Annotated in this window: 15 protein-coding genes; all 15 read right to left on the reverse strand. The window is 42.5% G+C overall.

Annotated elements, in window-relative coordinates; translation table 11 throughout:
• Nucleotides 1–311: 311 nt before the first annotated feature.
• The 15 genes from JU57_RS13180 to dgt all read right to left on the reverse strand — a co-directional run bounded on the left by JU57_RS13180 (nucleotide 312) and on the right by dgt (nucleotide 12,345).
• Nucleotides 312–746 (reverse strand): MOSC domain-containing protein, encoded by a 435-nt coding sequence (locus tag JU57_RS13180; RefSeq protein ID WP_051906912.1) that lies wholly within the window; start codon nucleotides 744–746, stop codon nucleotides 312–314.
• Nucleotides 730–1,167: a DsrE family protein gene (locus JU57_RS13185; protein ID WP_037962065.1), complete on the reverse strand. Its 438-nt coding sequence runs from the start codon at nucleotides 1,165–1,167 to the stop codon at nucleotides 730–732. Before JU57_RS13185 ends, JU57_RS13180 begins: the two co-directional genes overlap by 17 nt.
• 47 nt (nucleotides 1,168–1,214) lie before the next feature.
• Nucleotides 1,215–3,005, reverse strand: coding sequence for a thiosulfohydrolase SoxB (gene soxB, locus JU57_RS13190; RefSeq protein WP_037962067.1), 1,791 nt, complete (start codon nucleotides 3,003–3,005; stop codon nucleotides 1,215–1,217).
• Between the two features lie 12 nt (nucleotides 3,006–3,017).
• Entirely contained in the window at nucleotides 3,018–3,332 is a 315-nt protein-coding gene (locus JU57_RS13195) for a hypothetical protein (protein WP_037962069.1), read from the reverse strand.
• 11 nt (nucleotides 3,333–3,343) lie between these two features.
• Nucleotides 3,344–4,252: a sulfur oxidation c-type cytochrome SoxA gene (soxA, locus tag JU57_RS13200; protein WP_037962071.1), complete on the reverse strand. Its 909-nt coding sequence runs from the start codon at nucleotides 4,250–4,252 to the stop codon at nucleotides 3,344–3,346.
• A gap of 162 nt (nucleotides 4,253–4,414) precedes the next feature.
• Entirely contained in the window at nucleotides 4,415–4,708 is a 294-nt protein-coding gene (gene soxZ / locus JU57_RS13205; protein ID WP_037962073.1) for a thiosulfate oxidation carrier complex protein SoxZ, read from the reverse strand.
• A 58-nt stretch (nucleotides 4,709–4,766) separates the two neighbouring features.
• Complete coding sequence (soxY, locus tag JU57_RS13210) at nucleotides 4,767–5,219, reverse strand: thiosulfate oxidation carrier protein SoxY (RefSeq protein ID WP_051906902.1); 453 nt, start codon at nucleotides 5,217–5,219, stop codon at nucleotides 4,767–4,769.
• A gap of 15 nt (nucleotides 5,220–5,234) precedes the next feature.
• On the reverse strand, nucleotides 5,235–5,603 hold the full coding sequence (gene soxX, locus JU57_RS13215; RefSeq protein ID WP_051906904.1) for a sulfur oxidation c-type cytochrome SoxX: 369 nt from the start codon (nucleotides 5,601–5,603) through the stop codon (nucleotides 5,235–5,237).
• Between the two features lie 10 nt (nucleotides 5,604–5,613).
• Nucleotides 5,614–6,732, reverse strand: a complete 1,119-nt coding sequence (locus tag JU57_RS13220; protein WP_294877472.1) for a c-type cytochrome — start codon at nucleotides 6,730–6,732, stop codon at nucleotides 5,614–5,616.
• Entirely contained in the window at nucleotides 6,710–8,023 is a 1,314-nt protein-coding gene (gene soxC, locus JU57_RS13225) for a sulfite dehydrogenase (protein WP_294877474.1), read from the reverse strand. Before soxC ends, JU57_RS13220 begins: the two co-directional genes overlap by 23 nt.
• A gap of 49 nt (nucleotides 8,024–8,072) precedes the next feature.
• Nucleotides 8,073–8,807: an alpha/beta fold hydrolase gene (locus tag JU57_RS13230; protein WP_037962074.1), complete on the reverse strand. Its 735-nt coding sequence runs from the start codon at nucleotides 8,805–8,807 to the stop codon at nucleotides 8,073–8,075.
• Nucleotides 8,798–9,406, reverse strand: coding sequence for a pentapeptide repeat-containing protein (locus tag JU57_RS13860; protein ID WP_051906907.1), 609 nt, complete (start codon nucleotides 9,404–9,406; stop codon nucleotides 8,798–8,800). Before JU57_RS13860 ends, JU57_RS13230 begins: the two co-directional genes overlap by 10 nt.
• A 3-nt stretch (nucleotides 9,407–9,409) precedes the next feature.
• Nucleotides 9,410–9,808 carry a thioredoxin family protein gene (locus tag JU57_RS13240; protein WP_037962076.1) on the reverse strand — a complete coding sequence of 133 codons (399 nt, stop codon included), beginning with the start codon at nucleotides 9,806–9,808 and terminating at the stop codon, nucleotides 9,410–9,412.
• 1 nt (nucleotide 9,809) lies between these two features.
• Nucleotides 9,810–10,589 (reverse strand): cytochrome c biogenesis protein CcdA, encoded by a 780-nt coding sequence (locus tag JU57_RS13245; RefSeq protein ID WP_051906910.1) that lies wholly within the window; start codon nucleotides 10,587–10,589, stop codon nucleotides 9,810–9,812.
• Between the two features lie 319 nt (nucleotides 10,590–10,908).
• Nucleotides 10,909–12,345 carry a dGTPase gene (gene dgt, locus JU57_RS13250; RefSeq protein ID WP_037962078.1) on the reverse strand — a complete coding sequence of 479 codons (1,437 nt, stop codon included), beginning with the start codon at nucleotides 12,343–12,345 and terminating at the stop codon, nucleotides 10,909–10,911.
• Nucleotides 12,346–12,701: the final 356 nt, after the last annotated feature.

Raw genomic sequence — 12,701 nt, forward strand, 5'->3', positions numbered from 1 at the left:
CCCCTTGTTTATGGTCGAAATTATACTACAAAATTGCTTCTAAAGCCCTAAAAATAAGGGTTTTACTTGTTTTTCAGGGTCGACTATTTATAGTATTTTAGATAATAAAATCCAAATATCAAAAGAGAATATTTTAAACTTATTAAGCAAAAGTTTAGAACTTTAATAAACTATTTGGAATAAAAAAGAGGGCTGAACTTTTATTTTTTATACAAATAATCCATGCACTTTTTTGAAGTTAAAACCTTTACATGTAAAGCTTTCATAGTTACAAAAACCAATCATTTTATCTTTACATGTAAACCGAGTTTTTAAAGCAGTACCACGGAAGAAGCTTTTGTCACCACACCGCTTTGGACGATCTTGCAGTAGATGCCACGATGTTCACGGATGAGGGTTGGGAGTTTTGTGTCGAAGGCTGATAGATGTGTACAGATGGAGCATTTTTCGGTTATTTGAAGTTTGGCTTCGCCAATTTGTATCATTTCACCTAGCGATAATTGATGAGGGTCGAAACTTAGGAGTATATTTTCGCCCAAAGAGCCTTGCTCTAATGCAATGCCATGTTGTTGTGCGATGTCATATGCGATATTTCCCACGATCATCACGGAACGCTCTACATTTTTCCCGGCAAATTTATCATTTTTGATGCCATGCCCTTCTATCAACTCCAAGTGCTTGACTCGTGGGCGAACAGGACCTTTAAACTCCTTTGGAGCGCTAAAGAGTTCAATAAGGTGTAACATCGATCCATCCATGTGCTACTCTTTCGATCACCTCAGCAACGCCCGCTTGGACATAACTCACACCTTCTATAAAATCACCCGTTTGCCAGCCCATGCTTTCCATCGTATTTTGACATGCAATGAGCTCAATTTCATACGCCATTAACGATTTAATGCGCGCAAGCGTTGTGGCATCAAAATCTTTTTTGATCACTCTTACACCTTTTGAGTAAAAAACAAGCGCTACTTTTAAAGACTCTGGTGGGTACTCTTTGAGGACATTATTCACCGTATCTAGCGTATGATTCATCGTTGCAAGGTCATTCGTGGAAATTCTAATCACCCATTTTCGTGGCGCTTCAAAGCTAGGTTGAGGATCGCTAAAATTCATCTGTGCAAACAGCGATAGACTCAACATCAAAAGAAGAAAAATTTGTTTCATTGACAACACCTAAATGAGGACAAAGCAGACGCCTTGTCCTTGGAATATTAACGTTTGTATAAAGAGAGCTCAATACCTGGATTGTCTTTAACCCCGATAATATCGGGAGATTCAAGCTTGATGCTTTTGATATGCTTATGATCTTCAAGGTATTTGCTCACGGTATCCCAGATAGGCTCACCTTCTGATTGTGACCCAACGGTTGACCACCCTGCTAGCTTATACACTTTGGTCGCTTCGATCTCTTTACCTGAACTTAGTTTGAGATTGGTGATGCGTTGACCTATCTTTTTCATAGGGTCTATCGTATACGAAAGCCCCCCTGTTCGCACCATATCACCCCCTTGTTGCATGAAAGGATCTTCATTAAACAAGTTATCGGCAACATCTTCAAGAATAAGATGAATATCGCTTCCTTTGACTTCGCGTAGATAGGTTTCAGGATAGGTCATCGCGGTTTGCGTTGCAATGTCTTCAAACGTAATTGCCTGCCCCATAGGAACGCTGGTTCCCCATCTAAAGCCCGGGGACATGGAGATGTCCGCCCCTTTAACTTCACGAAGAGCATCGCAGATGATTTGATCAAACGTACCATTAAAGTTACCTCTTCGGTACAGTGTCTCATCCGTCGTGGCTATCTTTTTCTCTAACAGCGCTTTATAGGGTGCACGAACGGTTTCGATGTAGGCTTTCATCACTTTATCTTCAGGCACGATGTCAGAGAAAACTGGTAAAAGGGTGTACCTAAAATCAACAACTTTTTTGTTCTTAATCTCCAAATCCAATACAGATATAAATTTACCGTTCGAGCCAGAGTTCATCACGTACGTCGTACCCGTTGCATTTTTCACAGGATACGCTTCAGGTACACCATCGTGCGTGTGACCGCCTAAAATGAAGTCGATGCCACTGACCACTTCTGCCATTTTCTTATCGACATCATAGCCATTGTGAGACAAACAGATGATCGCATCGGGTTTCTCTTTTTCTTGGATGGTGTTGATAAGCTGTTGCATCTCTTCTGGTTTAATGCCAAACGACCAGTTAGGAATAAAGCGTTGAGGATTGGCAATGGTGGTGTACGGAAAGGCTTGTCCGATCACAGCGACTCTGTTGTTGCCCATTTTTTTCATCGAATAAGGCTTAAACATCCTGCCACTCTCTTCATCAAAAACATTGGCAACGGAACCTTCCATCAACGCTTCTTCTTTGACAAAAACGTTTTGCGCAATGAATTCTGATTTGAGAAGCTTAATGTTGTCCATAATTTCTTGTTGGGTGTAGGTAAACTCCCAGTGCCCCGTACAGACATCAACCCCTAAGATATTAAGGGCTTCGACCATATCTTTTCCACGGGTTTGAAGTGACGTCCAACTCCCTTGCCACGTATCGCCACCATCCAAAAAGAGCGTTTTATCTTTGCCAAAATTGCCGCTCAGGTGATCTACCAAGGTTTTAATTTGAGCAAAACCACCGACACGATTGAACCGTTTGGCATTCTCATCGTAATTCAGACAGGTCAGCGCATACTCCATTTTGCTTCCACTGGTGATGCCATAGCGCTTCGCAAAGTTAGAGCCTACGATATGAGGAGGCTTTCCAAAATTAGAGCCATAGCCAAGATTGACACTGGGTTCTCTAAAATAAACCGGCATGAGTTGCGCATGCGTATCGGTGATATGCAACAATCTAGCATTGCCAAAGTTTTCGAGATTATAATAATCTTCAAGCTTATTAATGCCATACAATCGCTTGTGTGAATTTGCAAAAACACTTGTTCCACTCAGCCCTAAGATGGACAAAAGGTAGAAAAATTCTCTTCTGTTTAATGAACTCATGAATGCTCCCTTTTACTTTACGACGACAGCTTGCCACGTTTTATCATACTCAGCTGATTCTTGAAGGGCAATGTCAGACTCCAATTTAGCACGATTTGCCAAATCAATCGCCTCTTGATATTTAGCCTCTTTTGACATCGCTTTAGCCTTGGCGATGAACTCATGGGTTTTTCGCCATGCCACATTCGCATGGATGGCTTCACCATAACGTGCTTCGGCTGCTGCAATCGCACTATCCGCACTTTGTTGCGAAACGTCGCTCGACGCATTGGCTGTTGAAAGGAGTACCATGGTTACGGCATTGATAAGTAAAAATATCTTTTTCATCATTATCTCCTCTACTTTCGTGTGTCTGGGCCATCTATTTTAAGCCCATTTGACATGTATGTTAGAAAATACTCTAAATTTCGAAGCTCTTTAGATTGCATTTTTGGCGCTAACGAACCTGTGTCTTCAATGCACCCTTGTAACCTTCGTTGAAGCGTTCCAATCGCCCCCCACTTCAGTCTGTAAACAGGAAAATGCGTTACTGCACCCAGCGTTGGGCTCAATGCCTCTGCTCTAATTCTCTGTCCTGAACCTGAGATATGACATTCAGCGCAATTAAGTGCAAAGTAACCTCGTTGTTTATAGAACTCTTTTTTACCATCATCATACGCTTGCATTGCTTCTTTGGTTGGAATTTTAATGGCAAGTGGTTTGCCTCGCGACTCAAAAGCCATATACCCCATAATTTTTGCGATATCATCTTGTTCGTATTTTAATGGGTTTTCACCATTTTTAACACGGCATTCATTGATAGCAACTTCCAGCGTTACAACCTCTTTTTTGGTTGTATCAAACAGTGGATAGATGTCTCTAACTGCAGGATTTGGGAAACAATCCGAATACGATTTACCATTGGCAAACTTTTTATAAAACAACTCTTTTCCCTCATCCAACGCTATCTCATAGGGAGGAAATTCATTGATTTCAGCTAGTTGTTCTTTGGTTGGTCGATACCAAGCAGCTGTCCCATGAGCAAAATCTTCTAATTTTACAGGATAGATATAATCTTTTTTAATCTCTTCAGGATCAACATACGGAAAATAACTAGCAGACTTTCCCAGTGGATCGCTAAATTTGGTTAAAAAATAGTTTTGCATCGCAAGCCTATCTTTTTCGGCTTGCACATCAAAGGCTCCTGCACTTAAAAAGGCACATAGCACTGTTGATGCTACGATGGTTTTTTCGATTGCTTTTAACATTGTTCCACCTTTTTTATTTTAGCTCCTGACACGCTTTTAAAGCAAAGCTCTAAAAGCTACGCTAACGCTGTGTTCTCCTCGGCGGAGTGCCCGCGCACCTTTGGTGCTTTTTTCTTTAGCTCCTGACACGCTTTAAGAGCAAAGCTCTCAAAGCTACAAAGTTTATTTGAGATCAAACTCGCCTTGTTCTGTTTCGCCCGTGTTGTCTTTCCATGAGACATTAATTTTATCGCCTACTTTGGCACCTTTAAACATAAACTTTATAAAAGGGTTTTCTGAAATGCCCACGCTTGGATACATGGTATAAACGGTTTTTCCACCATGCTTCACCAACAACTCTTGAATGTATTTCGCTGTCTTATTGGTTTTTGCATTTGCCATTTGCATCGGGTGTTTTATGAGAAGTTTGACTTCTGCTACGTCATCTTTGACTTTTGCTATTACTTTGATTCCCATTGTATTTCTCCATTTAAGTATTTATAATATTTTTAGTGTGCTAGCATGAAAGGTTTTATCAACCGCCACATCCACCAACAGTCACTTTAACCTCTTTGGTTGCCGTATGAAGTGTGCCATCTTTTGTTTTAACCACTAAAACAACATTGCTGGTCTCACCCATTCTGATACGTGTTGAAAAATCAGGAATAGTATTTTCATTGATTTGCCACACCGCAATAAGTGGATAAGGGTTTTTTTCAACAAAAAGGGACATTTCCACAACATCGCTTAGTGTTGTTGAAATCGTCACAGGAACAGCTCCACCATTTTCTGCGATATCAGGGACTTTGAGTTCAACCTTACTGTCTGCTGCTGATTTTGCTTGTCCATATAAATCGCCCATGGCTTCAGGGGCACTTTTAAACGTAAATGCTTTCGCATGATCTTCTAAAAATCCCGCATACAGTGAAGGAGAAAGTACTCCAAGGGCAATAAAACCACCTATTTTTATAAAATTTCTTCGTTGCATAGTTGTCTCCTAAGTTTATTTAACGGTATATCTAATGTACGCAATCACTGCGTCTATTTCGTCTTTGGTTACCCTAAGATTTCTTCCCAATGGGGGCATCGTTGAGTTGGGGGTATCGACATTGGGATCCCAAATTTTGTTGAAAAAATATTCATCAGGAAGTCCTACGAAATTGGCAAGATTGGGTCCCATATTGCCTTCTTGCTCAATACCCGAACCCGTAAGCGTATGACACGCTAAACAGTTTCCCCTTGATATATCTTTGTAAACGGCTTCTCCAAGCTTAATCTTTGCATCCTTGCTCATCTCTTTATCTGCGGCTACCATACCCGTTGCAAGTAGCGCCGTACACGAGAGAGCAATTACTAATTTGATAGGCATCATCGTTACTCCTTTATTTACTTTGGTTGATCATGTATGTTGCAGCTTCATTCACGGCATCATCACTTAGATCAGTCGCTCCACCCTTTGGAGGCATTGCACCCACTCCCATGATAGCGTTCTTTAAGACCGTATCTAAGCCTTTACTCATCGCCTTTGCCCATGCGGTTTTATCTCCCAACTTTGGAGAACCTGCAAGACCTGATTCATGACACCCTGCACAGTAGGTCACATAGGTTGCTTTCCCTGGAACATCGCTTTCTGCTTTGCTTCCAACCTCTCCATAAAAGTAGCGCTCTTCTCCAAATTCTGGCTCGACCTCTGTGCCATCGGTTACAATCCGTTGAATCGTCACTTTGTTAAGATCAAGACAATCTTTCATACACCGTTTATTCTGTGTATCGGATTTTCTTAGGTTGTTATATTCAAAACCTTTTTCATTAGGCATGTGCACCGCTTTGATAAAAGCCGCATCAATGACCGTATCATCTTCGATGGCTTCTCCATTGACTTTAATGTCATTGACTTGAAGCAAATAACCCAAAATTCCATACACTTCGCTGTTAGTCAACGACTTAGGTGAAGAAAGTGGCATCGCCGTTTGAATGTACCAAAACATAGGTGCAATGTAAGGAAGGTAACTGCCAAATGTCTTTAAGGGGCCAGGTTCTCCGCCATTTTGAGGATGTAGTTTGAGTGTGTTTAGACCTCCTGTAAGCACAGGAAATTTATCCACGCCCTCACCAAAATCGCCATGGCATGCGCCACATTTTGCGATAAACACTTCAGAGCCCTTCGCAACACTCATACTTCCTTTTGGCAACCCTTTTCCATCCGGTCTGACATCGGTATCCCATGCCTCAACTTGCTCTTTGGTCGCTTTTTCGCCAAGATGAAACCCTTTGGCACTAAAAGGTGAAGCATACACATGGTTGACACTAAAATTTTGAGGCTTTTTGATCGCTCCATCGTTATTGATTTTATTGCCGTGCATGTCTATTGTCTCGCTCGGATAGGGGTATTTATCGGGATTGGTGGGTGTGTAGCTCAATGATTCACCCATTACAGAGGACGCACACAACAGTGTTATCACACCTGCTACCATGATATTACGCTTCATAGATGTGAACATTGTGAACCTCCCCATTGCTTTTGACTTCCCATGTTTGGATGGCATTTCGATGATACACCGCCTCTTTACCTCGTGCCGCATTGATTTGAGTGGCTACGGGTTGGGTAAATCCTGTATCGTCCGTTGCTCTGCTTTGGAGCATCATAGGCTTTCCATCCCATTCGATTTTAAGCGCGAACCTCGTAACGGCTTTGGGCAGTTGAATACTTGTGAACTTAGCCTCCTTCCATGTTTTTCCCCCATCGGTGGAGACATCAACATACTTAATAGTCCCTTTGCCAGACCACGCGATCCCTTCGACCATGATAGGCCCTTTTTTCTGACCAACCCAATTGCGTTCAGGGCACGGAGAGGTAATGACGGAATTTGCCTCAAATACCCAGTTGTACATCAAGGCGTGCCCGTCTTTCAGCAGCATCGTGTATTTAGTGCTCTCTTCTCTGACCATCCACGATTTCGTGTCAAACTCCAATCGCTTCAACCACTTTACCTGCATAACACCTTCCCAACCCGGCAAGAAAAGCCTGATAGGATAGCCCTGTTCAGGACGAAGTGCCTCGCCATTTTGGGCATACACCAGCATTGCATCATCAAGTACTTTTTCAATCGGAATGGAGCGCCCCACACCCGCAGGGTCTGAGCCTTCAGGGAACATCCATTTGGCTTCGGGTTTGAGTCCAATGTCTTCCAATATGGTTTTTAAAGGAACGCCCGTCCATTCGCTACACGCCAACATTCCATGCGTCACTTGCAACGAATCCATGCCAGGACCGCGAAACTCCATACCGTTGTTGGCGGCGCATTCAAAGGAGTGAATGACACTGATGCTTGGGTATCGTTTAATGTCTTCGAGCGTTAAAACAACCTCTTTCTCCACCAATCCATGAATCAATAAACGATACTCTTTAGGATTGATGTCAATGACACCTCCATGACACCTCGTAAAATGAAGGCCATTGGGGACGATGATCCCTTTTAAATCTTGCCACGGTGTAAAGCTAACCGATGCTTTTTTATCCGCAGTCAGCCAAGGAACTTCGCGCCTGACCACATGTTTCTCAAATCGAGAAGGCATTCCATAAGGATCGCTGTTATTATCCCGTCCCCATTGCAATCCCCAATCAGGATTGTTCGGAGGCAAGTTGTTTGGATTGATTTGATACTCAGCATTAAGCTGTGTCGTGCTACCAACCGTTGCCAATGCTGCCGCCGAGTAGAGAAAACTTTTTTTAAAAAAATTTCTTCTACCACTCTCTTCTTTAAAAGAGTCTATTTCATAAATATCTTGCAAGTTTTCCTCCCGAAGTATTTGTATTTCAAATTTTCTAACATTAAGGTCATTATTTAGTGACTAATTTTAAAAAGCCATCGATATACGGTTTCACTCTCGGCAACAACACGACACCGTGTCCATCGCTTGAGATGAGCACTAAAGAACCGCGCAATGCCTCTTTGGTATACTCAATCGCTCGCTCTTGCGCACCCAAAGGATCATCTTTGCCTGCGATAAACAACGAAGGCGTTTCTGAGTACATGAGCGATGTTTTAATGGCTTCCTCATCTCCACCACCCGGAGATAAGGCAATCAGCGCGATAGGATCAGCTTCAACCATTAACGGAATGATCGCCCCAGCACCAAGCGATGAGCCCACTAAAATAAGCTTGTGCATATCGATCTCTTTTTCGCCAGAGAGTCTGTTGAGCCACTGCGATAGATCGCTGGTGATTTTTTCAAATCCCACACTCTTTCTGCTCTCTTCAAACGCACTAGCAATATTGTCTATGTCCGCACTCACTTTTGTCGCTATGCCATTTTTCAAAATCGACGTGCCATGCCCTCGCAGATCCACCATCAAGGTTGCATACCCTTTTTGGTTAAAATCCTGCGCCATCTCTTTCCAGATGGTATGATCCGCGCCAAACTGATGCGCCAATAACACGATGGGATAGTGCGCCTTTTTTTGCGTAGGGTAATCCAACCAACCGTGCATCACAAAACCATCTTCACTGGTGATGGTCATCTCTTTTGCAAACAGCGACATACAGGTCAGAAATAAAAAGATGATTACAGGCATTGGGTACTCCCATCGATGATGGCACCATCTTTTTTAGCAGCTTCACAATCTTTTTTCAAGAGTTTTGCCCCGTGAAGTTTGGTCTCCCAAAAGATAGCGCCCTCTAAATTGGTGTGGCGCAGATCAACGCCTGTCATGTTGGCTTGACCCAGTTGAGCGTCTATCATGATGGCATTTTTAAGATTTGCGCCTTGAAAATTCACCGCCCACAATCTGCCACTGCTCATGTCTGCATTTTCCAAATTGGCATTTTCCAAAGACATCCCTTTGGCATCCGCACCCACAAAACGTGCATTTTTGAGGTTTGTTCCGCTCCAATTGGAGGTATAAATCACAGCACCTTCCAGATTGATCCCAATCGCTTCGGCATCGGAGACATTGGTTTTAGCAAAACTAGCACCGCTAAAATCACCTTTATTGAGTGTCGCAAGCGAAAGATTGGCATTGTCCAGCACAAATCCTTGCGCTTTGATACCACTCATATCTGCGCCACTCAAGTCGCAACCTACACACGCTTTGTCTTTCATCAGTTTATCAACCGCTTCGCTCGCAAACAGTGAGGAGAGTACAAAGGCGATTAGAATGATTGTTTTTCGCATGGCTTATCCTTTGCTCTTTGCTTTTTCTAAAAACTGCAAAAACCGATCGCTTCTCGTTCCACCGATTTGCCTCTCAACGATATTTCCCTCTTTATCGGTAATATAAAACGTTGGAACGCCGATACGTGGGTATTTTGCAGGCACTTCCGTCTCTCTAAACTCAAGGGCAATATTGACAAAATTAGCGTCCATATACGCGCGTACTTTCTCATCTTTAAAGACGACATTTTCCATGTAAGCACACTCTGGGCACCCTTTGAGATGGATCATAATCATCATCATTTTGTTCTCTTTTTGTGCCGCTTCAAAACCCGATTTATAATCGTGATAGAGTTTTGGACCATCGCTGGCTAAAAGCAGTGAACCAAGGAGAAAGAACATTAAGGCAAAGATTTTTTTCATATCACACTCCTTTAAAACCGAGATTGAGGAAAAATTCTGTTAGCAAACTGATGCCACCTGTCGCAATCGCTACACCAATGAGCACCAAAAGCGAACCTGCCACAATTTCGATGAGCTTAAAATGCTGTTTCATTTGGTTCATCACACCAATGGCACGACTGGTCAAGAGCGCGCTTAAGAAAAAAGGAACGCCCAATCCTGCGGCATAAAGTGTCATTAAAATCGTTCCTTGCATCGTGTCATCCCCAAAAGAAGCCATGCCTAAAATGCCGCCTAAAAGCGGTCCCACACACGGTGTCCACCCTAGCGCAAACGACATTCCGAGTAAAAAAGGTGCAAAGAAATTCAAGACATACCTAAACATGCCCGTCTCACTCTTTTTCATGCCTCCAAAATCTGCACGCTGTTCGTAGTTGAGGAATTTGATATCGATCGCGTGCATTACATGTAAACCAAAAATTATGATAATGACACCGGCAACTACCGCGACGTATTGATTGCGCATCCATTCGCCAATGAATGTTGAAGCAGCCGCACCAAGGAGAATAAAAATAAGACTGAATCCTGCGATAAACAGTAAAGAGGCAGTCAGGACTTTGGTTTTTGTGCTTGAGCTCATTTTATCGTCGTCTTTAAGCTCCGCCAACGAGAGCCCAGAGATGTACGATAAATACGCAGGAATGAGTGGTAGAACACACGGACTGAGAAAGGTAATAATCCCTGCTAAAAAACTTACAAGATACGGTGCATTGGTAAATGCAGCCAAAAGAGCATCGCCCATTTAGGACCTCCAACTAACGACTATTGGGATGAGTGTAATTTAAATATTTATAAAAACAACATAAATTTGTCATTTAGTTTTAGAATTTTTTCTAACTTATAGTTGAGGATTGAGGGTGTTTTTTTTCGTTCAAATGAGAAGTTATTTCAGCTTAGATACCAAAAATAGGCATCTTGCGTCATCTTATGGCTAAGCGATACGTGCAAAATTTGCATAGAGTTTAATCAGATGGGTCAAATGGCGTGAGTAATTTTGCACTGCATTTGCAAAGACTTCAGCCACTCATGCCCTATGTTTACATGTAAAAGGCACACGCACGTTAAAGCGCCATCAATGTCCTATACTCATGCAAGGCAAAATCATCGGTCATGCCGCTGATATAGTCGACAACAAGGCGCGTACGGTAATAAAACTCCAAAAGCTGAGCGCTCTCTTCGTCTTTTCCCTCCAACGCTTTAACATCATTTTGATACGCCACGATCTGTTTGGAGGAGATGCGCTTAATCAGCCTCATCGCGATGAAACACTCTATTTTTTCATCGCTCAGTAACGCTGTGAACTCTTTACATGTAAGCTCAAGAAGCGGTTTAAAAACGCTCAAAAGACCGTTGATAATCGCGTAGCCTTGCAGTTCCAAGGTTTGCACATCTTTGTTTTCATAGATGTATTTTGCAGAAATCGTTTGCAAGATTTTGATCGCTTTGTAGTATTTGCTCTCTTTGTCATATTCAAGAAGCGCAGCATTAAAACTCCCTTCATATATCGCTGCGTGGTTTTGGATATAAATATCAACCACATGAAACACCAACGAGGTCACAAGTTTGGCGCGAACGAGCGTAAAAAAGAGATTGAACTGGTACGGCTCTTCGTTCTTTTTGGCTTGATCGTACCGCTCTTGAATCACCTCCAAAAGATAGGTCTCGCCCTCTTTTTCGCACTCTGCTTTGATGAGTTCGTAGACTCTATCCAAGCTCAAAATGCCCTTCTCCACCGAGTCTTCCAAATCCGCCGTAAGGTAGGAAATATCATCCGCCGCTTCCATGATGTACGTGAGGGGAAAACGGTGTCCGTGTTTTACATGTAAAGCGTTTTGGATCTTCTCAACAGCGCTTTTTTCATTGAAATAAAACCCTGGCTTTTTCATGAGATAATCCAACGGCTCGCCTTTTTTAGGCTTTGCTTCATACGCACCACGCGTGTATTTGACCACCGAAGCGATTTGGGTGTATGAGAGATTGAGGCGTTGTAATTTGGTGATGACGCGAATCGCTTGGGCATTGCCATCGTAGTTGCATAGGTCTTTGGCAAGCATCGTTTTGAGTTCTTGTGTCTCCTCCAAATTCGCAGGTATTTTTTCAAGCAAAGGTAGTGCATTTTCAGTAATCCACTTGTTGATCGTCTGCTCCGCAAAATGCCCAAACGGAGGATTGCCGATGTCGTGAAGCAAGCTTGTCATCTCCACCGTAGAAACAAACGCATTCTCAAGCCCTTTAAGTCCGTAACGCTCCTCTTTTTCAAGCTTTTTCAAAATACTCTTAGCAATAAACCGCGCCGTCTGCGAAACCTCCAAAGAGTGCGTCAAACGCGTCCGAATCGAAGCATTGAGTTCCAACGCAAACACCTGCGTACGCTTTTGAAGCCTGCGAAACGCAGGAGCAGAAAGAATGCGCCCCCGATCGCTCTCGATAGAATAATCCAAATTATCGATGGGGTTCACTTCTCTGGCGGTGGTTAGTTTCTTGCTGTAATCAATCATAGATGACCTTTTTCATTTTCTCAGTACTTTCACCATCGCCAAAGTATCGAGTTCACAATACTTCAATAATTGCTCTCGCACTTTCATTTGTTCGTCTAAACTCTTTACATGTAAAGGGAAAGTAGCCTGTCACCTTTTTTCTCTGCCTTTAATGAAATTGAAAAGTAAGTCTTTTACATGTAAAGGCAAAAAGTAGCTTGATTTTATTCTTCATTCAATATTCCAAATAACGTTGCAACTCTCTTGTATAGTGGTTCAAAATCCGTAAAACTCTCTTTAGGTAATTCAAATAATTGTTCCCATAAATCACATTTTTTATGGCTGTGAATTTCTAAATAGTCGACCCTGAAAAACCC

It is taken from the genome of Sulfurospirillum sp. SCADC, from assembly GCF_000743525.1.
Classification (GTDB): Bacteria; Campylobacterota; Campylobacteria; order Campylobacterales; family Sulfurospirillaceae; genus Sulfurospirillum.

Bases quoted from the DNA above. Each gene is read 5' to 3' on its own strand.
- JU57_RS13180 (WP_051906912.1), bottom strand. From the start codon at position 746: ATGTTACACCTTATTGAACTCTTTAGCGCTCCAAAGGAGTTTAAAGGT.
- JU57_RS13185 (WP_037962065.1), bottom strand. From the start codon at position 1,167: ATGAAACAAATTTTTCTTCTTTTGATGTTGAGTCTATCGCTGTTTGCA.
- soxB (WP_037962067.1), bottom strand. From the start codon at position 3,005: ATGAGTTCATTAAACAGAAGAGAATTTTTCTACCTTTTGTCCATCTTA.
- JU57_RS13195 (WP_037962069.1), bottom strand. From the start codon at position 3,332: ATGAAAAAGATATTTTTACTTATCAATGCCGTAACCATGGTACTCCTT.
- soxA (WP_037962071.1), bottom strand. From the start codon at position 4,252: ATGTTAAAAGCAATCGAAAAAACCATCGTAGCATCAACAGTGCTATGT.
- soxZ (WP_037962073.1), bottom strand. From the start codon at position 4,708: ATGGGAATCAAAGTAATAGCAAAAGTCAAAGATGACGTAGCAGAAGTC.
- soxY (WP_051906902.1), bottom strand. From the start codon at position 5,219: ATGCAACGAAGAAATTTTATAAAAATAGGTGGTTTTATTGCCCTTGGA.
- soxX (WP_051906904.1), bottom strand. From the start codon at position 5,603: ATGATGCCTATCAAATTAGTAATTGCTCTCTCGTGTACGGCGCTACTT.
- JU57_RS13220 (WP_294877472.1), bottom strand. From the start codon at position 6,732: ATGTTCACATCTATGAAGCGTAATATCATGGTAGCAGGTGTGATAACA.
- JU57_RS13230 (WP_037962074.1), bottom strand. From the start codon at position 8,807: ATGCCTGTAATCATCTTTTTATTTCTGACCTGTATGTCGCTGTTTGCA.
- JU57_RS13860 (WP_051906907.1), bottom strand. From the start codon at position 9,406: ATGCGAAAAACAATCATTCTAATCGCCTTTGTACTCTCCTCACTGTTT.
- JU57_RS13240 (WP_037962076.1), bottom strand. From the start codon at position 9,808: ATGAAAAAAATCTTTGCCTTAATGTTCTTTCTCCTTGGTTCACTGCTT.
- JU57_RS13245 (WP_051906910.1), bottom strand. From the start codon at position 10,589: ATGGGCGATGCTCTTTTGGCTGCATTTACCAATGCACCGTATCTTGTA.
- dgt (WP_037962078.1), bottom strand. From the start codon at position 12,345: ATGATTGATTACAGCAAGAAACTAACCACCGCCAGAGAAGTGAACCCC.